This is a genomic window from Rhodococcus tibetensis (genome assembly GCF_024438035.1).
GTDB classification, from domain to species: domain Bacteria; phylum Actinomycetota; class Actinomycetes; order Mycobacteriales; family Mycobacteriaceae; genus Rhodococcus_F; species Rhodococcus_F tibetensis.
In genome coordinates this window covers 152,529-176,838 of record NZ_JANFQF010000004.1, presented here as the reverse complement: position 1 = coordinate 176,838, position 24,310 = coordinate 152,529, and the positions used below count along the sequence as shown (strand labels likewise).

Genomic DNA, 24,310 nt, shown 5'->3' with positions numbered 1-24,310 from the left:
CCGGATGTGGAGGAACCGATGCGAGACGACGAGCAGGAAGCGACTCGCTCACAATCTGCGGGGAGGGCGGCGGCATCGTTCGCCGGTCTGGCCGAACTCGTCTACGCCGGTGCGGACTTCCGGGATGTCCGGCAAGCCCTCTGCGACTTCGCCCCGCTTCTCGTCGACGGCTGTTCCCACGCCAGCCTGATGCTCCGCGAGGGAGACCGATTCGTCACCGCAGCCGCCAATGACACCGTCGCGGCACGGGTGGACGAATTGGAACGGGCCGAGAACGAAGGTCCCTGTGTCGATGCCATCGTCGAGGAGACACCGCAGTGGGAACCGGACCTCGCTGCCGCATCGCAGTGGCCTCGCTTGGCGCGCCGGGTCCTGGCCGAGACCCCCGTTCGCGGCGCAGCCGGGTTCCGCCTCGTCGTGCAGCGCCGCAAGGTCGGCGCCCTGAACCTGTTCGCCGATACCCCGGGCGCTTTGACTCCAGCCTCCGTCGAACAGGGAATCATGCTGGCATCCTTCGCCGCTGTCGCGCTCACCGCAGCGCACGAACACCTCGAAGCCGAGACTCTACGAGCAGGCCTGACCAGCAACCGCGAGATCGGCAAGGCGCTGGGGCTGATGATGGCGTTCCACAACATCTCCGAAGAGCAGGCGCTGACAATCCTGCAGACGACGTCTCAGGATATGAATGTCAAGATCTCGGAACTGGCTCAGCGCATCATCCTTCACCACCACAAGAACCTGAACTGACCGACACCACCAGCTGCCCGACATCAGTCCAGCTCTGCAGTCTCCGGGTTCCCTGCGATGCCCAGCATGGACAGTAGGAGCCGGCAATCATCGGCGTCGAGCGATGATGCGGCAACGACGCGCTGTGCCCGGCGGACCTGACCGGCGTCGAGGAGGTCGTCCACATCGAGATCTGCTTGCTCAGCTTCCGACATATCTCGCACCTCCGATGCGGATGCACTTCGAGAACGTTTGCCGCAGTATGTGACACCGGATGGTAGTCGTAGTTGCAGTTCGGCATAGGCACATCGCGCATCGCATCCGAAATCGGTGCCGCCTACGTGAGCGCGCGCAGCGGCCCGCTCAGTTCGTTCGAGAAGAACTCGAAGAATCCGTCGACGTCGGGACCCGCGTTGATCAGCGCCAGGTGATCGAACCCGGCGTCGACGAACTTCCCCGCCACCTCCAGGTGGCGCTGCACGTCGGGACCGCACGCCATCCCTTCTCGGACGTCCTCCGGGCGCACCGTCGCCGTTGCCGCCTCGAAATTGATCGGGTTGGGCAGCTCGGCCTGCACTTTCCACCCCGTCATACCGAAGCGGAACTTCTCGTGCGCGGAGTCGACGGCGGACTCGACGTCGGGAGCCCACGCGAGCGGCACTTCACCGTATTTCGGGCCCGATCCGCCGGCAGCGGAGAAGGCCTGCACCAGCTCCGGGTCCGGTTCAGTGGCGAACAGTCCGTCACCGAGCTCCGCCGCGAGACGGGCGGCCTCCGCGCCGCCGGCCGCGACGGCAATAGTGGGCGGCACCTCAGGCAGGTCGTAGACGCGGGCGTCGTCCAACGTGAGGTGCTTGCCCTCGTAGGAGTGGTAACCGCCCGACCACAGCAGGCGAATGATGTCGAGCGATTCACGCAGCATCTCGTGCCGAACCCGCACCGACGGCCACCCGCCGCCGACGACATGTTCGTTGAGACGCTCCCCCGAGCCGAGGCCTAGTGTGAACCGCCCCTCGCTCAGCACCGCGGTGGTGGCCGCGGCTTGCGCAATGATCGCGGGGTGATAACGGACGAACGGGCAGGTCACGCCCGTCGCCAAGCCGATGCGACTGGTTCGGGCGGCCGCCGCGGCGAGCATCGACCACACGAACCCCGAGTGGCCGTGACTGTAGAGCCAGGGATGGTAATGGTCACTCACCTCCACGAAGTCGAAACCCGCGCGCTCGGCCTCCACCGCTTGGCGCACGATTTCCCGTGGATCGAACGTTTCGGCCATGAGCTTGAAACCGACCTGCATGAGGAATCCTCCTGTTTCGTCGAGTTCCCCGCAGGTTTCCCGGATGGCGGCGTACTCACGCACCGTCGGCGAGAGAGGACGGCCACACCGGTGCCCACAAGAGCGCGAGACCGACGGCGACGCCGAGCAGCATCAGCCGCAACCCTCGGGCGCGCAGCGCCACCCCGCCCAGCAGCACTGCTGAGAGGACGAGTAACGCGCCTACCGGCCCCGACGGCACCAGAATCGATGCCCCGGGTATCCGCGACGCGTGGTCGGCGACGGTGACGAGCCACCACAGCGGCCACTGTGTCAGACGGACTGTCAATTCCGCTACCGGCACCGCGATCGCAGCCACGAGGGCGGTGACGGCACCGAGCACCGTGACGATCCCGATAACCGGGGCGACCAGGAGATTGGCACCCACCGACACGGCGCTGACGGTCCCCGTCATCCCTGCGACGATCGGCGCGGTCACCGCGAATGCTGCCACCGCGACCCCCACCATTTCCGCTGCCGCCTGCGGCCATCCGCGCCCGACGAGTATGTCCACCCAGACCGGTGCGACGACGATCAGCGCCGCGGTGGCCGTGACGGAGAGCAGAAAACCGAAGTCCACTGCCAGCGCCGGTGACCACATCAGCAAGGCGATGACTCCCGCGGCGAGTGCGGGTACGGCCTGCTTTCGGCGTCCGCTCACGAGCGCGAGCAGAGCAACCGACCCCATCACCGCGGCCCGCAGGACGCTGGGCGACGGCCTCGCCACCACGACGAACGCGACCAGCGCGGCGGCCGCCAGGACTGCACCGGCCCGCGGGCCGAGTCCGAGAGCCCGGACCAGGAGCAACACCGCCCCGAGGAGGATGCTGACGTTCGCGCCGGACACCGCGGTCAGGTGCGTCAGCCCTGTCGTCGTGAAATCGTCCTTCACTTCGGTCGACAGCGACGACGTGTCCCCCACCACCAGCCCGGGTAACAGTCCAGCCTCGTCAGGCGGCAGAACGGCGGCCGCTGCCGCGAACCGGGCCCGCAGGGTGCCCGCCCAACGCTGGTGAGGAGGCGCCGGCCCCACCTCCGTCGGTGGGCCGGACACCCGCACCGTCGCCATCGTCAGGTTGCGGTGCAGGGGCGGGCTCAACTGTCCTCGCAGGACCACCTTCTGCCCCGGAAGCACACCTCGCCACCCGTCGGAAGGGGCGAGAACGACGATCGTCCCACTCGCGCGGATGGTCTCGGTGGCTTTGCGAATCTCGTACAGGTGCGTGTCGACCAGGACCCGCCGGCCGAAGCTCGCGAGTTCCTGCGGGTCATCGGCAACCTCGACCACCAAAGTCACCCACGCCCCCTTCGACGCAAGGTCAACCATCGGGTGTGCCTCGGCGGCCTGCACCCGCGCGGCGACTGCCGTACTGCACACGGAACCGAAAAGAAGAAGTGCCAATGTAGCTGTTCGGTGCGGCGTCCAGGAGGAGGTACCGGACCGGACACCTGTCGAGACGAGCACGACAGCAGCGAGAAACGCACCACCCACCAGGCACCACGCCGTCCGCGAACCCCACAGGATTCCGACCGCGGTTGTCGCCCAACAGGTCACGGCAAAGGGTACGAGCCGGACGTCGAGCCGGCGTGATTCGCGCTCCGAACTCACACGGTGACCTGGGATCGCAGCTTTTCGAGGCGCACCGGCCCGATCCCGTCCACCTCACCGAGTTGGGCTATATCTGTAAACTTCCCGTTGGTGGTGCGCCACGCGACGATGGCTGCCGCGGTCACCGGGCCGACTCCCGGCAATGCGTCCAATTCGGTCTCCGTGGCGGTGTTCAGATCGACGAGGCCGCCCGTCGCTGGTTTCCCTTCCACCGGTGCGCCTTCCAGAGATTCGGCGCCTCCCACCGCACTGAGCGGCGCTTCCGGCGCGGCCACACCGACCACGACCTGGTCACCATCCGAAAGTCGTTGCGCCAGATTGAGAGCGAGGGTATCCCCGCCGCTGCGCACCCCTCCCGCGGCGGCGAGCGCGTCGGCAACCCGGGAGCCAGGAGGCAGCCGCACGAGTCCGGGCGCGCTCACCAGACCGACGACGCTCACGACGATCTCGTCCACCGTCGACGGGACGTGCGGTGGCGCGGCTTCGGTCGAATCCGCAGGGGAGGTGGTCTCGGAACGGACCTGGGCGAAAGGAAGAGACGGCACCGCCTGCGCCTCCGGCTGACCACTGCGGACACTGATGACGGCGACCGTCGCGAGAATCAGCCCTACCACGACGAGGACGGCAGCGCCGGCGCGGCCGGGGTCGACGCGCGCACCCCGCCAACGTTCGGGGAGTGCGCGCGACCATCGCCTTTCCGCCGACCACGTCGTGTCGTCTTCAGGTTCGGTGTCCTCCGCCGGTGCCAGCCATCCCGGAGTCGAGGGGCCGGGCGGAGTTCCAGCACTCGAAGGATGAAGTGTGTCCTCCCCCGACGTGATGAACGCAAGGCGGCTGCGGCCTCTCGAACGCTCTTCCCTGATGCCCATACAGAGAAGATAGAAGGCACGCACCACCCGACCGCCGGTGATTGCCAGGCTGGAACATTGGCTTGTGGATCAACTCGAGGTTGTGGATGAATCGGCGTCAGGGCGTCCCTCCGCGGGCTCCGGGCAGAGAACGACGCCGATCGCGCCCGACCCGACGTGTGCCCCGATCACCGAACTGAAATCAGTGACGACGAGGTCGCTGACCTGCGGGATCCGTTCTTTCAACTGCTGCGCCACCGACTCCGCCCGATCGGGTGCATGCATGTGATGCACAGCCACGGACGTTCTGTCCACCCCCGCCAACTCGACGGCGGAATCGACCATCTTGGCCATTGCCTTGGTGGAGGTCCGGGTCTTCTCCTTGAGGACGAGTCTGCCGTCCACGAGATGCAGCACCGGTTTCATCGCCAGCGCGGTGCCGAGCAACGCAGCCGCCGCGCCGATCCGCCCACCGCGGCGCAACTGATCCAGCCGGTCCACGACGATGAGGCAACGACTGCGACCGGCGACGTCTACAGCACGCCGGTATACCGTCTCGAGGTCGGCGCCGCTCTTCGCCAGCCGGGCCGCTTCGAGAACGGGGTACCCCAAACCCATTCCAGCCGATTGGGAATCGACGATACGCACGCGGCCGTCGAATTCCTGTGCCGCCTGACGACCGGCCTCCCACGTTCCCGACAACTGGCGCGAAATATGCACGGCGACCACGCCGGCGCCTTCGCTCGCTTCCCACGCCGCCTCGTAGGCCTCGGACAACTCGCCTGGCGAAGCACCTGCGGTGGTGACGCCGGCGAGGTTCGCCGGAATGTCGTCTATTCCCTCACGAAAATCTTCGCCGCCGCTGAGAACGTGAAGCGGCACAACCTGGATTGCTTGCTCGTGGGCGACCTCGGGGACGAGGGACGCCGACGAATCGGTGACAACGACTACAGGCATGGGACTACTCGGCTCTGCTCGACACCGCGTCGGCGGCAGTGACATCTTCGTCGAGTGGCGGCGCCGCCCCCGTGCCTCGGAGTGCGGTCAGCATGGCCGCCGCCACCTGGATGTGTCCGTCCCAGCCCCAGTGGATTCCGTCCGGATTGCCTCGATCACCGAAGACGTCGGCACGCACTGCCGCCGCAAGGTCGACGAGGGGAACGTTCTTCTCGTCCGCCCACGCGGTGATGGCAGCAACTGCACCCGGCCGGCCGGCGTGCACCTTGCCGTAAGCCTCACTGCGGTGGACGGACGGGAGGGTGCCGACGACGGGCAGTTCGGGACGCATGTATTCGAGGGCCGCCCGAGAGCTTTCGAGGTACTCGACGCTCAACTTCGGCGGCAACGCTACCGGCCACCCGAGCGGAGACAGGCGCGGCTGCAACCATTGGTAGCCAGTCCGTACGACGCGGCGCAGCGCGGGCGGCCGGATGTAGCGGAGTTGCTCCCGCAGCGCGGTAGGAAGCGGGGACGGGAGTGAATCCATGCCGCCGACCGCGAACACCACAGCACCAGCCCGGGGGACGGCCGACCACACGCGGGGGTCCTGGGTCAGGGCCCACCAGACGTCCCGGCTGGTCCACCCGATTCGGGCAACGAGCTCCACGTCCCATTCCAGTTCGCGTGCAACAATATTGGGCCAAATGTCAGGATGGTTGGACGGCAGACCACCCTTGGGCCCGTAGTAGGACAGCGAGTCGGCGAGTACGAGAAGGACGGGCCGCTCTCCGGTACCGACCTCCATGTCAGAGGACGTCACTTGCCACGCTCGCCGATGCATTCCACACGTCGAGGCGCCAGCTCGGCGAATCGGAGTTCCCATGCGCACTGAGCTGAACCCAGCTGGTGTTACCGAGTCCACCGAGCACCGACCAGCGACTGACAGGAAGATCGAGAAGCGCTGCGGTCAGCGCAGCGATCAATCCTCCGTGGGCCACCAGGACGACCGGTCGCTCGGCCCAGTCCTCGTGCTTCTCGAGAAGCTCGGCCACCACCGGCGTGCTGCGACGCGCGACATCGACGCGGCTCTCTCCGCCGGGCGGTGCCCACGTCGCGTCGCTACGCCAGGCCACGCGCGCACCCGGCGCCCGCGCATCGACGTCGAGGTGCGTCAGCCCCTGCCACTCCCCCAGATGGGTTTCCCGCAGACGTTCGTCGATCTGCACCGGCAATCCGGCGTTGTCGCCGACCTCCACCGCGGTGTCGTACGCACGCCGCAGGTCCGAGGACACGATCGAGATCGGCTTGCGAGCGACGAGGACGGACGCGGCAGCACGGGCCTGCGACCGGCCGAGTTCGGACAACTCGGTGTCAAGCTGACCCTGCATGCGGTTTCCGGCGTTGTACTCGGTCTGGCCGTGTCGCAGCAGGATGAGCCGCCGCGGGGCGCGCGCGGCGTCCGTCACTGCTCGGATTCCTCACTGTTCGCGGAGCCGGGATCAGCACCGTTGGTGGCGGGAGCATGCTGGCCGATGCCGTCGACCGGGACGCTCGGGCAGTCCTTCCAGAGCCGCTCGAGCGCATAGAAGTTACGTTCCTCGTTGTGCTGCACGTGGATGACGACGTCCACGAAGTCGAGCAGCGCCCAACGACCCTCCCGGGTACCTTCACGGCGCACCGGCTTGTGACCGGCCTCACGCAGACGCTCCTCGATGTTCTCGACGATCGCGTTGACCTGGCGCTCGTTGGGCGCCGACGCGATGACGAAGCAGTCGGTGATGACCAGCTGCTCGGAAACATCGAGCACCACCACATCGGAGGCCAGCTTCTCATCGGCAGCCACTGCCGCGATGCGTGCCATCTCGATGGCTTCGGTCGTTGCGCTCACTCGATGTTCTCCAGTTCGTAGAAAAAGTGCTAACTCTTGGTCTTACCGGGGGCCGGTTCCGACATCGTCGTCGCCCCGTCCAGGCGCTCGGAGTCCGGCGGCCGATACAGATTCCGCTTGGAGATGTACTGGACCACACCGTCCGGCACCAGGTACCACACAGGACGGTGTCGACTGGCGCGCCGCCGACATTCCGTCGAGGAGATCGCCAGCGCCGGTATCTCGATCAACGTGACCGCGTCCTCCGGCAGCGCGTCGAGATGAGCAGCCAGATGTTCGGTGTTGAGATCGAATCCGGGGCGCGACACCCCCACGAACTTCGCCAGTGAGAACAGTTCCTCCCAGTCCTGCCACGACAGGATACTCGCCAGGGCGTCGGCACCGGTAATGAAGTACAGCTCGGCGTCGGGGTGGAAGCTGCGAAGATCGCGCAGGGTGTCGACGGTGTACGTCACCTTCCGGCGGTCGAGGTCCACCCGACTCACCGAGAACCGCGGATTCGACGCAGTGGCGATGACCGTCATCAGGTATCGGTCCTCCGCAGGGCTGACCACTTTCCCCTGCTTCTGCCACGGCCGGCCCGTGGGCACGAAGATCACCTCGTCGAGACCGAAACGGTCGGCGACTTCACTGGCGGCCACCAGGTGACCGTGGTGAATGGGGTCGAAGGTGCCGCCCATGACGCCCAGACGGCGCCGACGTGTGCCCGTTGTTCCCTGTTCCACGAGTGCCGAGCTTACGTGGTCATACCGGGAGCAACCCGGCGACCACCGAGGCGAGCTGCTGCGCGGAGCGGCACTCGTGCATGCTGATGACCTCGTTGTAGACCTTGGCCGCCGAATCCCCCGAACCCCACTGTCCGCGTGGCTCCGGGTTGAGCCAGTGCGCGTGCTTGGCAACTGACACCAGACGCGCCAGCGCCTCCAGATTGGGGTCGCGGTAGTTGTTACGGCCGTCACCGAGCACGAGCAGTGAGGTGCGCGAGGTGATGGATTGCGTGAACCGCTCCGCGAACACGCCGAAAGCGTTGCCGTAGTCGGAGTGCCCGTCGTAGCTGACGAGGTCGGCCTCGCGGATCATCCGCGACATCGCATTTCCGAGGTCCGCGCCCGAGTCGAAGAACCGGGTGACCTCGTCCGTGGTGTCGATGAACGCGAACACCCGCACCCGCGAGAACTGCTCCCGCAGTGCATGGACGAGGAGCAACGTGAAGTGGCTGAACCCGGCCACCGAACCCGACACGTCGCACATCACCACGAGTTCCGGTCGGGCCCGTCGCGGCTTGCGCTGGACGAGGTCGATGGGCACTCCCCCGGTGGACATCGATTTGCGCAGGGTGCGACGGAGATCGATCGACCCGGCGCGGTTGCGGCTACGGCGAACCGCGAGCCGGCTGGCCAGCAGTCTGGCGAGCGGGGTGACGTTGCGTTTCAACGCGGTCAACTCGGAGTCCGACGCGCGAAGGAAGTCCACTTCCTCGGCCAACCTCGGCACCCCGTACGACGCCACCCGTTCCTTGCCGAGGTTCTCAGCCGACCGCCGGCGTGTCTCCTTCTCGACCATCTTGCGGAAATCGGCGATCCGCTGGGCCGCAGTGCGCTTAGCCACCTCGGATTCGTAGTGCTCGGCCCTCGTGGGATTGCCGTCCTGCTGGTTACCCAGCAGCCCGTCGAGGATCTTTTTCAGCAGCGTCTCGGGCGCCACGTCCCGCAACGCCTGGTACGCGGAGAACGACGGCCCGTTCGCCGACTGGTACTGCCCGAGTTCCTCGACCATCTGCGCGGTCAGGAGTTCGGTGAGCTCGAGCGCTTCGGGCGACCCGTCGGTGAGGAGTTCGACGATCAACTCGCGCAGGGCGTCGTAGTCGATGTCCCCGTTCTCGGTTCGCGGGAGACTCGTGTCGATGGTCCCGTTCGACCGATTGCCGACCGCAGCGGGGAACCACAGATCGAAGAGAGCGTCGAAGGTGGAGCGGTGAGTGGGACGGCGTAGCAGGGCGCACGCAAGTCCCTCTCGCAGCGCCTCGCGGTCGAGGAGATCGAGGACGGACATGACCTGTCCGGCGTCGACGGTCTCCGACGGACCCACCATGATGCCGCGTCGCCGCAACGCCTCGACGAAGTCGACCAGATGGCCGGGCAACCCGTGCGGCGCGGCGGGCCCGGACGATGCCGACCGAGATGTGAGAGGACCACCTGCAGCCATGGGAAAACCCTCAGTTCAGTCGCAGTTCGGCGGCGGCGCGCTGCTGGTCGGATTGGTGCTTGAGGACCACGCCCAGGGTGGCCCGCACGGCGTCGTCGTCGAGAGTGTCCAACCCGAGCGCGAGGAGCGTGCGCCCCCAGTCGATGGTTTCGGCTACCGAGGGCAGTTTCTTCAACTGCATTCCGCGGAGCACCCGGATAGTGGCAACCAACTGCTCGGCGATTGCTTCCGGTAGCTCTGGCACGCGGCTCGCCAAGATCTTGCGTTCGAGTTCTGCATCCGGGAAGTCGAGGTGGAGGAAGAGGCAGCGACGCTTGAGCGCCTCCGACAGCTCGCGGGTGGCGTTCGAGGTGAGGAGCACGAACGGCTTCCGGGTGGCCGTGATCGTCCCCAGCTCGGGAACCGTGACCGCGAAATCGCTGAGCACCTCGAGGAGCAGGCCCTCGATCTCGACGTCCGCCTTGTCGGTCTCGTCGATGAGCAGCACCGTCGGATCCTCGCGCCGGATCGCGGTCAGCAGCGGCCGCGACAGCAGGAACTCCTCGGAGAAGACGTCCGCCTTCGTCGCATCCCAGCTGTGGTCGCTGCCGCGCACATTCCCCGTTGCTTGGTTCGCCCCGGCCTGGATGCGCAGAATCTGCTTCGCGTGATTCCACTCGTACAGCGCGCGGGCCTCGTCGACGCCCTCGTAGCACTGCAACCGCACCAGTTCGGCGTCGGTGGTCTGCGCGACGGCCCGCGCGAGTTCGGTCTTGCCGACACCCGCCGGACCCTCGATGAGCAGGGGCTTACCGAGCCGGTCAGCGAGGAACACCGCGGTCGCGGTTCCTTTGTCGGCGAGGTATCCGGTTTCGGCGAGGCGGGCGATCACGTCGTCGACGCTCGCGAATAACGGCGTCGTGGTGGGCAATGCGCGATCCACGCTCGCTCCTTTCGATGGGCTTTCCGTGGGTGGTGGTCGAGCTGCGGCGCTAGACGGGACGTGTGTGCCCGTCCCCCCACACGATCCACTTCGTAGAGGTAAGTTCCGGCAGCCCCATCGGACCACGGGCATGGAGTTTCTGCGTGGAGATCCCGATCTCGGCACCGAACCCGAATTGCTCACCGTCGGTGAAGGCGGTGGAGGCGTTCACCATCACCGCGGCGGCGTCCACCCGGGCACCGAACTCGCGGGCGGCCGCCAAGTCCGACGTGACGATGGCCTCGGTGTGACCCGTTCCGTATCGGTCGATGTGCTCGATCGCGGCACCGAGATCGTCGACGACCTTCAGTGCCACATCGAGGGTGAGGTACTCGTCCGACCAGTCCGTTTCGGTGGCAGGCACCATGCCGGGAAGATCTCCGTGGACGGTGACACTGTGTGCCTGCAGTGCCTGCAGGAGTTTCGGGACAGCGACCTCGGCGATGGCGGCGTCGACCAGAACCGTCTCCGCGGTGTTGCAGACACTCGGCCGCCGCGTCTTCGAGTTGAGCAGAATTCGTTCGGCCATCTCCAGGTCCGCGGCGGCATGGATGTAGACGTGGCAGTTGCCCACCCCGGTCTCGATGGTCGGGACGGTGGCATCGCGCACCACGGCGCTGATCAGTCCGGCGCCGCCACGCGGAATCACGACGTCCACCAAGCCGCGTGCCTGGATGAGGTGGGTGACGCTGGAGCGGTCCTCGGTAGGCAGCAATTGCACCGCGTCTTCGGGCAGATCGTGCGCGGCCAAGGCTGCACGCAACGCGACGACCAGTGCCGCATTCGACTTCGCTGCGGACGAGGATCCGCGCAGGAGCGCAGCGTTGCCCGACTTCAAAGCCAACCCGAACGCGTCCACGGTGACGTTGGGACGTGCCTCGTAGACCATGCCCACCACACCCAGCGGAACTCGGAGCTGTCGCAATTCCAGCCCGTTGGGCAGTGTCGATCCGCGCACCACCTCACCGATCGGGTCGGGTAGGCCGGCCACTTGACGGAGTCCGGCGGCGATCGCCTCGATGCGGGCCTCGGTCAACCGGAGCCGGTCGAGAAGCGACTCCTCGGTGCCGGACGCGCGGGCGGACTCGATATCGGCCGCGTTGGCGGCGAGAACGACTTCGGTGGCGGCCAGCACGGCATCGGCCGCGGCGTGGAGGGCCGCGTCTTTCTGCGCGGTGGTGAGCAGAGCAAGGACCCGCGACGCGGTGCGGGCTCGACGAGCCGCCGCGTGGACGGCCTCACGGGTGTCCACGGCGCCCGTCGACTCGGTGGAGGTCACTGCTGTCATGAAGACAGCCTATCTACCGCAGCTCGGGGCAGCTCGGTCAACCACCCTGTCGCGCGTACGCGACGCCTTCTCCGAGAACATCCAGGTGACGGCACAGATCACCCGAGTTCACCCGGTGCCCGCCGACGCTCGGACCGACAAGCCGCCAGTCCTTTGCTACGGTAATCGCTCTTACAGCTGGTAGTCCTGTCGTCCCCGGAGCGGGGGCGGGACCGAGCCACGAGCCAGAGCCGATCGGCGGGGGCCGCATCGCGCCGAAGGGTCCGTGGCCTGTGGAACCCGACCAGCACTTCACCCTGCGGGCGACGAAAAGATGCGTGCATCAGGTACGTGCCCCGCGTGGGTGAAACCGGCGCTGGGGAGCGCACGACTCATGAATGCACCAGAAAACTCCATCACCGCGGACGAGGTGGCGCAGTCACCCGACGTCACCGTCATCGACGAGGCCTCGGTCACACGGGCGGTCAAAGCCACCATGCTCGGCAACGCCATGGAATGGTTCGACTTCGGCGTCTACGCCTACCTCGCGACCACTATCGGCCAGGTGTTCTTTCCCGCGGCCAGCGGTACGGCGCAGCTGCTTTCGACGTTCGCTGTCTTCGCCGCAGCGTTCATCGTCCGGCCGTTGGGCGGTCTCTTCTTCGGCCCGCTCGGCGATCGCATCGGACGCAAGAGAGTGCTTGCCACCACGATCATCCTCATGGCGGGAAGCACTTTCGCCATCGGTGTGATTCCAAGTTACGAATCTATCGGAATCCTGGCACCGGTCCTTCTCGTGCTCTTCCGCCTCATACAGGGCTTCTCGACCGGCGGTGAGTACGGTGGCGCCAGTACGTTCGTCGCCGAGTACGCACCCGACAAGCGTCGCGGCTTCTTCGCCAGTTTCCTCGAATTCGGTACCCTCGCCGGGTATGTTGCGGCAGCAGGACTCGTCACCGTCATCAGCAGCGCTGTCAGCGCCGACGCTCTGGTCGACTGGGCATGGCGAATTCCGTTCCTGCTCGCCGGCCCCTTGGGCTTGATCGGCCTCTACCTGCGACTGAGGCTCGAGGAGACGCCGGCCTTCCAGCAACGAGAGCTGGCCGAAGAACGTTCTCTCGCAGAGGAATCCACAGGCGGGAAACTCCGCGAGACACTGGTCGAGAATTGGCGTCCCCTCGTGCTGTGCGTAATTCTCGTCGCCGCCTACAACATCGCTCACTACGGGCTGCTCAGTTACATGCCTACGTACCTGTCGAATACGCTCGGCTACGACGAGTCACACGGCCTCGTTCTGATGATCATCGTGATGGTCATCATGATGGCGTGCATCAGCCTTGTGGGACGACTCTCGGATCGAGTCGGTCGTAAGCCGTTGCTCCTGGCCGGTTTCGTCGGCTTCTTCGCCCTGTCGCTGCCGGCGTACCTGCTGATCGGTGTCGGCCACTACTTCACCGTATTTCTCGGACTCGCGATACTCGGCGGCCTCCTGCTGCTGTTCGTCGGCGTTTTTCCTTCCGTTCTCCCCGCTCTCTTTCCGACCGGAATTCGCTACGGCGGCCTCGCGATCGGATACAACCTCGCGGTGTCCATCTTCGGTGGTACGACGCCCCTGGTGCTGACCGCCCTGCAGGACGCCACCGGCAGCGATCTCGTCGCTCCGATGTACATGATGGTGGCGGCAGTAATCGGGGGTCTGGCGGTTCTCCTCATCTCCGAGACCGCCCGCAAGCCGCTCGCGGGGTCGTCGCCTGCCGTCGCGACCGATGCAGAGGCTCGTCGCATCCTCGGCCGGTTGCGGCGGAACAAGACAGACGCGTCGCCGATGCCCGAGCAGCAGGCGGACTCCCTCGACGCGAGATAGTCTTTCGGTCATGTCCGCTCCCAGGATCGCCGTCGTCGGTAGCGTCAACATGGATCTGCTGACGGCGACCGAGCGATTACCCGCCCCTGGCGAGACCATCTTGGGCAGCGCCTTTGCCGCCACTCCCGGCGGCAAAGGCGCAAACCAGGCCGTCGCCGCGGCACGGGCAGGAGGACGTGTCACGTTCATCGGCGCCGTCGGTTCCGATACGTTCGCTCTCGAACTGCGGCAAACCCTGGTGGAAGCCGAAGTGGACACCACACACCTGCGCGAGGTCGACGGGCCGAGCGGGATCGCGACCATCACCGTCGACGCCGCCGGCCAGAACAGCATTGTCGTGATACCGGGCGCCAACAGCGCCCTGACCGACCTCGAACCCGCAGATCTCGAGGCCATCGCCGCCGCCGACGTGCTGCTCTGCCAACTCGAGATACCGGTCGCGACCGTGCTGGCTGCAGCCGCGCACGCTGCTGCCCACGATACGGTGGTGATGCTCAATCCCTCACCCGCTCAACCACTTTCCCCCGAGCTCATAGAACTCGTCGATGTGTTGGTGGTCAACGAAACCGAAGCCGCGCAACTCGGTCCCGACGTGACGCACGCCGTCCCGCATCTGGTGACCACACTGGGCGGATCGGGCGCGGAGTACACGAACCCGGACGGCGCCGCCGTGCATGCCGACGCACCCGCGGCTCAGGTGGTGGACACGACGGGTGCCGGTGACGCGTTCGCGGGCGCTCTGGCGGTGTCCTGGATGCGCGGCCCCGAGGCCGCGCTGCCGTTCGCGACCGCGGCAGGCGCCCTCGCGACCACCCGACGAGGAGCCTCGACATCCTCACCCACCCGCACCGACATCGAGGCCGCGCTCCGCCCCTGAACAGGCCGTTTTCTCTGTCGGCGGGAGGAGTGTCACAGCAGTCGTGCACCATGGGGTCATGACCACCGCCACCACGCCCGCACTCCGCGACGAGGCCGAACGCCTGCTCCGAGAGCTGGCAGGACCCGCAGCGAGCCTGCGCGACGACCAGTGGACGGCTATAGAAGCGCTCGTCGTCGGCAGGAGACGGGCGCTCGTCGTCCAGCGGACCGGGTGGGGCAAGTCAGCCGTCTACTTCATCGCGGCCAAGCTCCTGCGGGCCGACGGGCACGGGCCGACCGTGATCGTCTCACCGCTCCTCGCACTCATGCGGAACCAGGTGGCCTCGGCAGAGCGGGCCGGAGTCCGGGCCGCCACGATCAACTCCGGCAACGTCACCGAGTGGGACGACATTCACGCGCGGGTGGCTGCACACGAGTTGGATGTATTGCTGGTCAGCCCGGAAAGACTCAACAACCCCGACTTCCGCGACCAGGTTCTTCCCTCCCTCGCCGCCGACGCCGGTCTGGTCGTCGTCGACGAAGCCCACTGCGTCTCGGACTGGGGCCACGACTTCCGTCCGGACTACCGCCGCATCCGCACTCTGATCGGCGAGCTCGGGGAGGGCATTCCCGTGCTCGCAACCACGGCCACCGCGAATGACCGCGTGGTCACCGACGTCTCCACCCAGCTCGGGGTCGGCGGCGGCGAAACTCTGGTACTGCGCGGCGGGCTCGAACGCGAGTCCTTGCATCTGTCAGTGGTGCAGATCCCGGAGGCCACGGCGCGGGCGGCCTGGCTCGCCCAAAAGCTCAACAGCCTGCCCGGGTCGGGGATCATCTATGCGCTCACGGTGTCGGCGGCACGAGATCTGGCCAGTCTGCTCACCGAACAGGGACACACAGTCGCCGCCTATACGGGACAGACCGATGCCGGTGAACGCGAAAGTCTCGAGCAGGATCTGCTCGACAACCGCGTCAAGGCCCTGGTGGCCACGTCGGCGCTCGGCATGGGCTTCGACAAGCCAGACCTCGGATTCGTGGTGCATCTCGGTGCGCCGTCGTCGCCGATCTCGTACTACCAGCAGGTGGGCCGAGCGGGACGTTCCACGGACCGCGCCGAGGTGATCCTGCTCCCCGGCTCGGAAGACCGGCAGATCTGGAGCTATTTCGCCTCTGTCGCATTTCCCCGTGAGCACATGGTGCGACGGGTCATCGAGGTTCTCGATCCCGACCGGCCGCAGTCCACGCCGGCCTTGGAGCCGCTGGTGGAACTGGGGCGGACGCGACTCGAGATGGTGTTGAAGGTTCTCGATGTGGACGGTGCGGTTCGCCGGGTCCGCGGCGGCTGGGTGGGAACCGGACAGCCGTGGACGTACGACGCCGAACGCTACGAACGTCTCGAACGGGCCCGCGAGTCCGAGCAGCAGGCCATGCTCGAGTATCAGCGGATCACCACCTGCCGGATGGCCTTCCTGCGGGAGCAACTCGACGACCCGGGACTGGTCGCCGGCGCCTCCGACTGCGGGCGGTGCGACAACTGCACCGGCGTGCACCACGACGCCACCGTGGATGCCGATGCCGTGGCCCAGACCCGATCGCGTCTGGAGCGGCCTGGTATCGACCTCGCACCGCGGAAACAATGGCCTTCCGGGCTCGGCAAGCTCGGTGTCTCGCTGTCCGGAAAGATTACGGACGGTCCGGAACCGGGTCGTATCCTCGGCAGGTTGTCCGACCTCGGCTGGGGCCAGCGCCTGCGCGCCCTGATCGACGCACCGGACGGTCCGGCACCCGAGAACGTGCTGCAGGCGTGTATCGCCGTGCTGGCGTCGTGGGACTGGACGCAGCGGCCCACCGCCGTCATGGCGGTCGAATCGACCTCTCACCCAGTTCTCGCGGCCTCGTTGGCGGAGCGACTCGCCCAGATCGGACGGCTCGAACACCTCGGCGTCTTGAAGCTGCGGCCCGGCCATCCACCGGTCTCGGCGGCCAACTCCGCTTACCGCGTCGCCGGTCTGGCCGGCGCGTGGGAAGCCCCGCAGTTGACGGCGCACACCGGGCCGGTCCTCCTGGTCGATACCCTCACCGACACGGGCTGGACCCTGACGATGGCGGCGCGCACGCTGCGGGCGGCGGGCGCCACGTCGGTGCTGCCCTTCGCCCTCGCCAGCGTGAAGTAACCCCCCTAGTCCGTCGCGTGGGGCCACCAGGTCTCGAGAAGGACAAGTTTGTCGCTTGCGGATCACCGAAAAGTTACATAATGTGACCAGCGTCACATTACCCGTCTCACCTGCGAAGGCCCCGTGCCCGGACTGTCCAATTTCGCGACGCACGTGAAATCGGAGTGGATGGTTGTTAGGTTGGATTTTCCAATGACGCCTGTTCAGAAGAGTGCCATCCCGACCACCGCGCCGGACGCGGTGTTGTTTCGAAGTCCACAGATCTCTGATGGAGTCCGGCTCTGGGAGATCGCCAGGAACACGGAAGTGCTCGACCTCAATTCGAGTTACGCCTACCTGTTGTGGTGCAGAGATTTCAGCCGCACGTCGATCGTCGCAGTGGTCGACGAACGAGTAGTGGGATTCGTTTCCGGCTACATCCGCCCCGAATCCCCGGCGACACTGTTCGTCTGGCAAGTCGCCGTAGACGCAGACCAGCGCGGCAAGGGAATTGCCGGACGCATGCTGGGCGCCTTGCTCGATCGGCTTGCGCCTGAAGGGATCACCCAGCTCGAGACGACGATCAGTCCCGACAACGAGGCATCGATCGCACTGTTCACCGCATTGGCGCGGCGCCGAAATACGGCGATCACCAAGCAAGATTTATTCTCGCCCAACGATTTTCCCGATGGACACGAAGCCGAAGATCTTTACACGATCGGCTAAGAGCATGCCGCGGAGGAATGCAGCAACATGACTGACAGCAACACGACTAACACTCATACCGACATTTTCGAGAGCCTCGAATCCGAGGTCCGCAGTTACAGCCGCGGGTGGCCCACCGTTTTCGAGACGGCGTCCGGATCATGGATCCGCGATGAGAACGGCAAGGACTACCTCGACTTCTTCGCCGGAGCCGGCTCGCTGAACTACGGCCACAACAACCCGGTGCTCAAATCTGCACTTGTCGACTACATCGTCGGCGACGGGATCACGCACGGCCTCGACATGTCGACCGTAGCGAAACGCGAACTGCTCGAGACCTTCGAGGACAAGATCCTGAAACCGCGGGGCCTCGACTACAAGGTGCAGTTCCCCGGACCCACCGGCACCAATACCGTAGAAGCCGCGTTGAAGCTCGCCCGAAAGGTCACGGGCCGTTCGTCGATCATCAACTTCACGAACGCGTTCCACGGCATGACGCTCGGCGCGCTCTCGGTCACCGGTAACTCGATGAAACGCGCCGGCGCCGGTATTCCGCTGGTGCATGCCACCCCGATGCCGTTCGACAACTACTTCGACGGTGTCACCGAGGACTTCCACTGGTTCTCCCGGGTCCTCGACGACTCAGGCAGCGGCCTGAACCGTCCGGCAGCCGTGATCGTGGAGACCGTGCAGGGTGAGGGTGGTGTCAACGTCGCCCGGCCCGAGTGGCTGCGCGCACTTGCGGACCTCTGCGCCGAACGCGACATCCTGTTGATCGTCGACGACGTCCAGATGGGCTGCGGACGCACCGGCCCGTTCTTCTCTTTCGAGATCGCCGGCATCACTCCAGACATCGTCTGCCTGTCGAAGTCGATCAGCGGTTATGGGCTCCCGATGGCGCTCACGCTGTTCAAACGCGAACTCGACGTGTGGGGTCCGGGCGAACACAACGGCACGTTCCGCGGCAACAACCCCGCCTTCATCACCTCGAAGGTGGCTCTGGACCACTACTGGTCCGACGACGCTCTGCATCAGTCGACGCTGGCGAAGGGCGAGAAGATCAACCAGGCGTTCACCGCGCTGTCCAACCAGTTCGAGGGCAAGGTCTTCACCCGTGGTCGCGGCCTGGTTCAGGGTCTCGTCTTCGACGAGGCCGAGAATGCGGGCAAGGTGTGCAAACTCGCTTTCGACGAGGGACTGCTCGCCGAGACCTCCGGACCGTCCGACGAGGTGGTCAAGCTGTTGCCGGCACTCACCATCACCGACGAGGAACTCGACCACGGACTCGGCATTCTCGCCGACGCCACCGGCAAGGTTTGCAGCTAGAGAGAGGATGGGAGTACCCATGATCGTTCGCACCACCGCAGAGATCACCGACACCGAGCGCGACATCACCAGCGAGGACGGCAATTGGCGCAGCAAGCGCATCGTCCTCGGCGGTGACAAGGTGGGCTTCTCCTTCCACGAGACCACAATCAAGGCCGGAACGGTCAACGAGTTCCACTACGCCAACCACGTCGAGGCCGTGTGGCTGGTCGAGGGCACGGGCAAACTGATCGACCTCGACAACGACAAGGTCTACGAACTCGGACCCGGATCGATGTATCTGCTGAACGGACACGAACGGCATCGCGTCGAGCCGGAAACGGAAATGCGCATGCTGTGCGTATTCAACCCGCCCGTGACGGGACGTGAGGTACATGACGAGAACGGTGTCTACCCGTTGATCGAGGTTCCCGCGTAGCGTCGAACCATGGCCGACGACGTTGCTGTTCCAGCTGTTGCCATCGGACCCGCCCCGGACCCGCTCCTCGAGGACGCGGTGCGCCGGGGCGGCGCCCGTCTGTCGCCCTTCGAGTCCGCCGATGCGTTGGTGTGGACCGCGGGCACGATCGGGTTTCCCGACCCGCTCCCGCCGAATATTCGGTGGGTGCAACTCGATTCCGCAGGAGTCGAGCAGTGGTTCGATGCGAAACTCATCACACCCGACACGCAGATCATGTGGACGTCGGCCGCGGGCGCGTTCGCGGCCACGGTCGCCGAACACGCACTGACACTTCTCCTGGCCGGGGTCCGGGCACTCCCGGAGCACATGGAGGCCAGGACGTGGCGTCAGCACGATTTCTACTCCAAGGTCGGAACGCTGCGTGGTGCGACGGTCGCCATGGTGGGCGCCGGCGGAATCGGCCGGGCACTCATTCCCATGTTGGCCGCGCTCGGTGCCGATGTGATCGCGGTGAATCGTTCGGGCAGCCCCGTTCCCGGTGCCATCGAGACGCTCCCGACCACCAGGTTGAACGAGGTCTGGCCCAGGGCCGACCATTTCGTCATCGGCGCGCCCGCCACCTCCGCGACACATCACCTGGTCAGTGGCGCCGAGCTAGCCCAGATGAAGTCGACGTCCTGGGTGATCAACGTGGCTCGCGGGCCGCTCATCGATACCGATGCCCTCGTGCACGCGTTGCGGAACGGCAGCATCGGCGGCGCCGGACTCGATGTCACGGACCCGGAGCCGCTTCCCGATGGTCACCCGCTCTGGGAACTGCCCAACGTCATCATCACTCCCCACGATTCCAACCCGCCGTCCGTGCGCCCGCCCGCGTTCGCCGATCATGTGGCTTTGAACGTGACCCGATTCGTCGCCGGTGAGCGGCTCACCGCTCTGATCGATCCCGTCGTCGGTTACTGACGCGGCGCTACCCTGGAGTGCGTGTTCGACCGACTGCTCGACGTGCTCAGCGGCCGGCGCCTGTGTGTGGTTACCGGCGCCGGCCTTTCCACGGACTCCGGGATCCCCGACTACCGGGGTCCGGACTCTCCCCCGCGCAACCCGATGACGTTCCAGCAGTTCATCGGCGACCCCGACTTCCGCCGCCACTACTGGGCCCGCAATCACCTCGGCTGGCGGCACATGGACGCAGCGCGGCCCAACGCCGGGCATCGGGCCCTGGCCGGTCTCGAACGCGCCGGCGTCGTGCACGCGGTGATCACCCAGAACGTCGATCTGCTCCACACCAAGGCGGGCAGTCGCCGGGTCATCGACCTGCACGGCACCTATGCGCAGGTGCGGTGTCTGACGTGCGGCGCTGCGATCTCGCGGGCGACGCTTGCGGAACGTCTGGAACACGCCAATCCTGGCTTCGCCGAGACGGTGGCTGCCGCGCAGGGCGTCGAGATCGCCCCGGACGCCGACGCCGTCATCACCAGCACGGAACACTTCCGGATGGTCGACTGCGAGTCCTGCGGCGGACTCCTGAAGCCGGACATCGTGTACTTCGGTGAGTCTGTCCCCAAGCCGAGGGTCGCGGCTGCCTACGAGGTGGTCGACGAAGCGGAGGCGCTCCTGGTGGCTGGTTCGTCGCTCACTGTCATGTCGGGACTACGGTTCGTCCGGCACGCCGCCAAACGCCGGATACCGATCGTGATCGTCAACCGCGGGTCGACGCGAGGCGACGAGTTCGCCACCCTCACACTCGAGGCAGGTTGCTCCGAAGCCCTGCTGGCACTGTTCGATGCGTCTACCGCGATATCGGCCTGACAGCCCTACCCGTCAGAGCGGTACGAGGTCGTCGGCGTGCACGACGGGTCGCTGCATCTCGGGCGGTAATTCGGTTGTCGACTTACCCAGGATGTCGTTGATCTCGGTGGAGTCGTACGCCACCACTCCCCTTGCCACGGGACGCTCCCCGGGGCCGAGGAGAGAGACCACGTCGCCGCCGTAGAACCGGCCCGAGACGGCGGTGATCCCCGCGGGCAGCAGCGAACGCCGCTTGGTGACGACGGCACAAACCGCACCCTCGTCGATGTGGAGAATTCCCTGTTCGTCTGCTGCGTGCCGTACCCAGAACTTACGTGCGGACAGCCGTGCCGGCCGAGCCGCGAAAGCCGTTCCCACACTGGCGTCCTGCAACGCCGCACTCGCCTCCGACGCTGCCGCGAGCAACACCGGCACACCGGCATCCGAGGCGAGGCGGGCCGCGGACAGTTTGGACGCCATGCCCCCCGTCCCCAGTGCACCACCCGAGCCCGCGACCACACCGTCGAGGTCCTCGGGGCTGTTCACTTCCGGGATCAGGGTGGCGTTTCCTTTGCGTGGATCACCGTCGTACAGACCGTTGACGTCCGACAGCAGGACCAGCGCGTCGGCACCGACCAGGTGCGCCACGAGCGCCGCGAGGCGGTCGTTGTCACCGAACCGGAGTTCCGCGGTGGCGACGGTGTCGTTCTCGTTGACGATTGCCACTGCGCGCAGCGCCCGCAGTCGATCGAGGGTCCGCTGCGCATTGCGATGCTGTGCACGGCGCGCAATATCGTCGGCCGTGAGCAGTACCTGCCCGACGGTGCGGCCGTATCGGGCGAAGGAAGTTCCCCAGGCATGGGCCAGTGCCAGCTGCCCGACACTCGCGGCGGCCTGTTTGGTCGCCAGATCACGGGGCCGCCGCGTCAGCCCAAGTGGTGCCAGACCGGCGCCGACTGCACCGGACGACACGACGACCACGTCGGAGCCGGCACGCATCCGTGCCTCGATCGCGTCGGCCAGGGCGTCGAGGCGACCCACGTCGAGTCCGCCGACCAGACTGGTCAGCGCCGACGATCCGATCTTCACGACAATGCTGTCGGCCGACGCAATAGTGCGCCGGGTGGCGCTCACTGCTCTTCGGGGTCGAGGCCTTCGAGACCGCGACGGATCCTGTGCGCGTGCTTACGCTCCGACGCGCCGATACGTTCCACCTGATCGAGACGCGGATCGGTTCCGCGCCCAGTACGAGTGAGGTCGATACCTGCAGGCGTCTGAGGTTCCCAGTCGAAGCTCACGTCGCCGATCGTTACGGACGCGCCGGGTTCGGCTCCCTGCTTGACGAGGGCATCTTCCACACCGAGCCGCGCGAGACGGTCGGCGAGGTAGCCCACGGCCTCGTCGTTGTCGAACTGGGTCTGCCGGACCCAGCGCTCGGGCCGCGTGCCGCGGACGATGAAGCCGCCGGGCACCTCGGGGTCGGCGATCACGCTGAAGCTGTTGTCCTTGTTCGCAATCGGACGGATCACCGGACGCTTGGGAACTTCCGGCGGGTGCGCCGTGCGGTACTCCTCGACGAGTTTCGCCAACGCGAAAATCAAAGGTCGCAGCCCTTCGCGGCTCACTGCTGAGATCGTGAACACCGGCCAGCCGCGCTCCTCGAGGTCCGGGGTGACCATCTCGGCCAGGTCGGCGGCTTCCGGAATGTCCGCCTTGTTGAGCACCACGATGCGGGGACGATCCGCGAGATCACCGAGGCTGACATCGCTCGACAACGCAGGCTTGTACGCCGCGAGCTCGGCTTCGAGCGCGTCGATGTCGGAGATCGGGTCGCGACCGGGATCGAGGGTCGCGCAGTCGACCACGTGCGCCAGCACGGCGCACCGCTCGAGGTGGCGCAGGAAGTCCAGCCCCAGGCCACGCCCTTCGCTCGCTCCGGGGATCAATCCGGGTACGTCGGCGACGGTGAACGTAGTGTCACCACTGGATACGACACCGAGGTTGGGGACGAGCGTCGTGAAGGGGTAGTCGGCGATCTTCGGCTTGGCGGCCGAGAGCACCGACACCAGAGAGGACTTGCCTGCCGAGGGAAACCCTACGAGACCGACGTCGGCGACGGACTTGAGTTCGAGAACGAGCTCGCGTTCGACGCCGTCCTCACCGAGGAGGGCGAAGCCCGGCGCCTTGCGCGCCTTCGACGACAGCGCGGCGTTTCCGAGCCCACCACGCCCGCCCTGTGCGGCCTCGAACCGGGTGCCGACACCGATGAGGTCTGCGAGGACCTTGCCGTTCTCGTCGAGGACGACGGTGCCGTCGGGGACCTTGAGAACGAGGTCTTCACCCTGGGCTCCGTCCCGGTTGCTGCCCATCCCCTGCTTGCCGTTGGTTGCCTTCGCATGGGGATGGAAGTGGAAGTCGAGGAGGGTGTGGACATTGCCGTCCACCTCGAGCACCACGTCACCGCCACGCCCGCCGTTACCGCCGTCCGGTCCGCCGAGTGGCTTGAACTTCTCCCGGTGTACGGAGGCGCAGCCATTGCCGCCTTTTCCGGCGCTGACGTGCAGCACGACGCGGTCAATGAATCGGGACATGACTGCCGGATCCTTCCTCAGTCAATCGATTGAACTCTCTGGAAAAAACAATAGGGGCGGACCGGGTATCTCGACCCTGGTCCGCCCCTATTGGGAGCTTGGTACGTCCTCGTTCAGGACGGCACATACTCGCGGCAGGACTAGGCCTCTGCCGCCGCCGGAACGATGTTCACGGTCTTGCGTCCACGCTTCGTGCCGAACTCGACGGCACCGGCAGAGAGAGCGAAGAGCGTGTCGTCGCCGCCACGTCCGACATTGACGCCGGGGTGGAAGTGGGTTCCGCGCTGACGCACCAGGATCTCGCCGGCGCTGACGGACTGTCCGCCGAAGCGCTTCACGCCGAGTCGCTGTGCATTCGAATCGCGCCCGTTACGGGAGCTGGATGCACCCTTCTTATGTGCCATGTTTCTTGACCCTCCTCGGGTGAAATCAGCTCTGAAGCTCTAGTTACTTGATACCGGTGACCTTGAGGACCGTCAGCTTCTGCCTGTGGCCCTGGCGCTTGTGGTAGCCGGTCTTGTTCTTGAACTTGTGAATGCGGATCTTCGGGCCCTTGGTGTGCTCGACGACCTCACCGGTGACCGAGATCTTGGCCAGTTTGTCGGCGTCGGTCGTCAGATCGGATCCGTCGACGACGAGAACGGGAGCAAGCGAGACAGCAGTGCCGGGCTCACCCTCGATCTTCTCGACCTTGACGAGGTCACCAACAGCGACCTTGTACTGCTTTCCGCCGGTCTTGACGATCGCGTACGTTGCCATCGGAGGGCTACCCCTTGCTTCTTCGAACTTGCTCGCGCCACGAAGTGCGCGACTGGTCTGGTTGCTACGGCTAGCTCGGTCGAGATCGCGCAGCCCTCACAG

The 24,310-nt window shown here is 66.2% G+C and carries 25 protein-coding genes; 9 read left to right on the top strand and 16 right to left on the bottom strand.

The annotated features are described in order from the left end of the window. Positions 1-18: 18 nt before the first annotated feature. Positions 19-747, top strand: coding sequence for a GAF and ANTAR domain-containing protein (locus NOF53_RS06460; RefSeq protein WP_255966497.1), 729 nt, complete (start codon positions 19-21; stop codon positions 745-747). Positions 748-770: 23 nt separating this feature from the next. On the opposite strand, the gene NOF53_RS06455 is transcribed toward NOF53_RS06460, so the two are convergent. From NOF53_RS06455 to NOF53_RS06400, 12 genes are all read right to left on the bottom strand, one after another. After that, entirely contained in the window at positions 771-941 is a 171-nt protein-coding gene (locus NOF53_RS06455; protein ID WP_255966495.1) for a hypothetical protein, read from the bottom strand. A 122-nt stretch (positions 942-1,063) separates the two neighbouring features. Next, complete coding sequence (locus tag NOF53_RS06450) at positions 1,064-2,023, bottom strand: TIGR03557 family F420-dependent LLM class oxidoreductase (RefSeq protein WP_255966721.1); 960 nt, start codon at positions 2,021-2,023, stop codon at positions 1,064-1,066. 55 nt (positions 2,024-2,078) lie between these two features. After that, positions 2,079-3,650: a ComEC/Rec2 family competence protein gene (locus NOF53_RS06445; RefSeq protein WP_255966493.1), complete on the bottom strand. Its 1,572-nt coding sequence runs from the start codon at positions 3,648-3,650 to the stop codon at positions 2,079-2,081. After that, positions 3,647-4,519: a ComEA family DNA-binding protein gene (locus tag NOF53_RS06440; RefSeq protein ID WP_255966491.1), complete on the bottom strand. Its 873-nt coding sequence runs from the start codon at positions 4,517-4,519 to the stop codon at positions 3,647-3,649. Before NOF53_RS06440 ends, NOF53_RS06445 begins: the two co-directional genes overlap by 4 nt. A gap of 69 nt (positions 4,520-4,588) precedes the next feature. Continuing rightward, entirely contained in the window at positions 4,589-5,455 is an 867-nt protein-coding gene (locus tag NOF53_RS06435; RefSeq protein ID WP_255966489.1) for a DegV family protein, read from the bottom strand. 4 nt (positions 5,456-5,459) lie between these two features. Further along, positions 5,460-6,257 carry a diglucosylglycerate octanoyltransferase gene (gene octT, locus NOF53_RS06430; protein WP_255966487.1) on the bottom strand — a complete coding sequence of 266 codons (798 nt, stop codon included), beginning with the start codon at positions 6,255-6,257 and terminating at the stop codon, positions 5,460-5,462. After that, complete coding sequence (locus NOF53_RS06425; RefSeq protein ID WP_255966485.1) at positions 6,244-6,903, bottom strand: histidine phosphatase family protein; 660 nt, start codon at positions 6,901-6,903, stop codon at positions 6,244-6,246. The genes octT and NOF53_RS06425 overlap by 14 nt, the downstream gene beginning before the upstream one ends. Then, entirely contained in the window at positions 6,900-7,325 is a 426-nt protein-coding gene (gene rsfS / locus NOF53_RS06420; RefSeq protein ID WP_255966484.1) for a ribosome silencing factor, read from the bottom strand. Before rsfS ends, NOF53_RS06425 begins: the two co-directional genes overlap by 4 nt. A gap of 29 nt (positions 7,326-7,354) precedes the next feature. Further along, positions 7,355-8,050, bottom strand: coding sequence for a nicotinate-nucleotide adenylyltransferase (nadD, locus tag NOF53_RS06415; protein ID WP_255966483.1), 696 nt, complete (start codon positions 8,048-8,050; stop codon positions 7,355-7,357). 19 nt (positions 8,051-8,069) lie between these two features. Then, entirely contained in the window at positions 8,070-9,530 is a 1,461-nt protein-coding gene (locus NOF53_RS06410; RefSeq protein WP_255966482.1) for a vWA domain-containing protein, read from the bottom strand. 10 nt (positions 9,531-9,540) lie between these two features. Then, complete coding sequence (locus NOF53_RS06405; protein ID WP_255966481.1) at positions 9,541-10,452, bottom strand: AAA family ATPase; 912 nt, start codon at positions 10,450-10,452, stop codon at positions 9,541-9,543. A 49-nt stretch (positions 10,453-10,501) separates the two neighbouring features. Further along, complete coding sequence (locus NOF53_RS06400) at positions 10,502-11,779, bottom strand: glutamate-5-semialdehyde dehydrogenase (protein WP_255966480.1); 1,278 nt, start codon at positions 11,777-11,779, stop codon at positions 10,502-10,504. Between the two features lie 373 nt (positions 11,780-12,152). Here NOF53_RS06400 and NOF53_RS06395 point away from each other — a divergent pair, with 373 nt between their 5' ends. From NOF53_RS06395 to NOF53_RS06360, 8 genes are all read left to right on the top strand, one after another. Continuing rightward, the gene (locus NOF53_RS06395; RefSeq protein WP_255966479.1) at positions 12,153-13,622 is read left to right on the top strand and encodes an MFS transporter; all 1,470 of its coding nucleotides are present in this window, start codon (positions 12,153-12,155) and stop codon (positions 13,620-13,622) included. A 10-nt stretch (positions 13,623-13,632) separates the two neighbouring features. Next, positions 13,633-14,499, top strand: a complete 867-nt coding sequence (locus NOF53_RS06390; protein WP_255966478.1) for a ribokinase — start codon at positions 13,633-13,635, stop codon at positions 14,497-14,499. A gap of 58 nt (positions 14,500-14,557) precedes the next feature. Next, entirely contained in the window at positions 14,558-16,657 is a 2,100-nt protein-coding gene (locus tag NOF53_RS06385; protein WP_255966477.1) for a RecQ family ATP-dependent DNA helicase, read from the top strand. A 192-nt stretch (positions 16,658-16,849) separates the two neighbouring features. Beyond that, positions 16,850-17,362: a diaminobutyrate acetyltransferase gene (ectA, locus tag NOF53_RS06380; RefSeq protein ID WP_255966719.1), complete on the top strand. Its 513-nt coding sequence runs from the start codon at positions 16,850-16,852 to the stop codon at positions 17,360-17,362. Between the two features lie 27 nt (positions 17,363-17,389). Next, positions 17,390-18,667: a diaminobutyrate--2-oxoglutarate transaminase gene (gene ectB, locus NOF53_RS06375; protein ID WP_255966475.1), complete on the top strand. Its 1,278-nt coding sequence runs from the start codon at positions 17,390-17,392 to the stop codon at positions 18,665-18,667. A 19-nt stretch (positions 18,668-18,686) separates the two neighbouring features. Continuing rightward, a complete protein-coding gene (locus NOF53_RS06370) occupies positions 18,687-19,085 on the top strand; it encodes an ectoine synthase (protein WP_255966473.1) in 399 nt (132 codons plus the stop codon). 9 nt (positions 19,086-19,094) lie between these two features. After that, a complete protein-coding gene (locus tag NOF53_RS06365) occupies positions 19,095-20,030 on the top strand; it encodes a D-isomer specific 2-hydroxyacid dehydrogenase family protein (protein WP_255966471.1) in 936 nt (311 codons plus the stop codon). A 21-nt stretch (positions 20,031-20,051) separates the two neighbouring features. Continuing rightward, positions 20,052-20,879 (top strand): NAD-dependent protein deacetylase, encoded by an 828-nt coding sequence (locus NOF53_RS06360; RefSeq protein ID WP_255966469.1) that lies wholly within the window; start codon positions 20,052-20,054, stop codon positions 20,877-20,879. Positions 20,880-20,891: 12 nt separating this feature from the next. Here the strand turns inward: NOF53_RS06360 and proB are convergent, their stop codons facing one another. From proB to rplU, 4 genes are all read right to left on the bottom strand, one after another. Next, the gene (gene proB / locus NOF53_RS06355) at positions 20,892-21,992 is read right to left on the bottom strand and encodes a glutamate 5-kinase (protein WP_255966467.1); all 1,101 of its coding nucleotides are present in this window, start codon (positions 21,990-21,992) and stop codon (positions 20,892-20,894) included. Further along, complete coding sequence (gene obgE / locus NOF53_RS06350; protein ID WP_255966465.1) at positions 21,989-23,449, bottom strand: GTPase ObgE; 1,461 nt, start codon at positions 23,447-23,449, stop codon at positions 21,989-21,991. Before obgE ends, proB begins: the two co-directional genes overlap by 4 nt. Before the next feature lie 140 nt (positions 23,450-23,589). Then, positions 23,590-23,853, bottom strand: a complete 264-nt coding sequence (rpmA, locus tag NOF53_RS06345; RefSeq protein ID WP_005248077.1) for a 50S ribosomal protein L27 — start codon at positions 23,851-23,853, stop codon at positions 23,590-23,592. A 43-nt stretch (positions 23,854-23,896) separates the two neighbouring features. Then, entirely contained in the window at positions 23,897-24,208 is a 312-nt protein-coding gene (gene rplU / locus NOF53_RS06340) for a 50S ribosomal protein L21 (RefSeq protein ID WP_005248081.1), read from the bottom strand. Positions 24,209-24,310 lie beyond the last annotated feature (102 nt).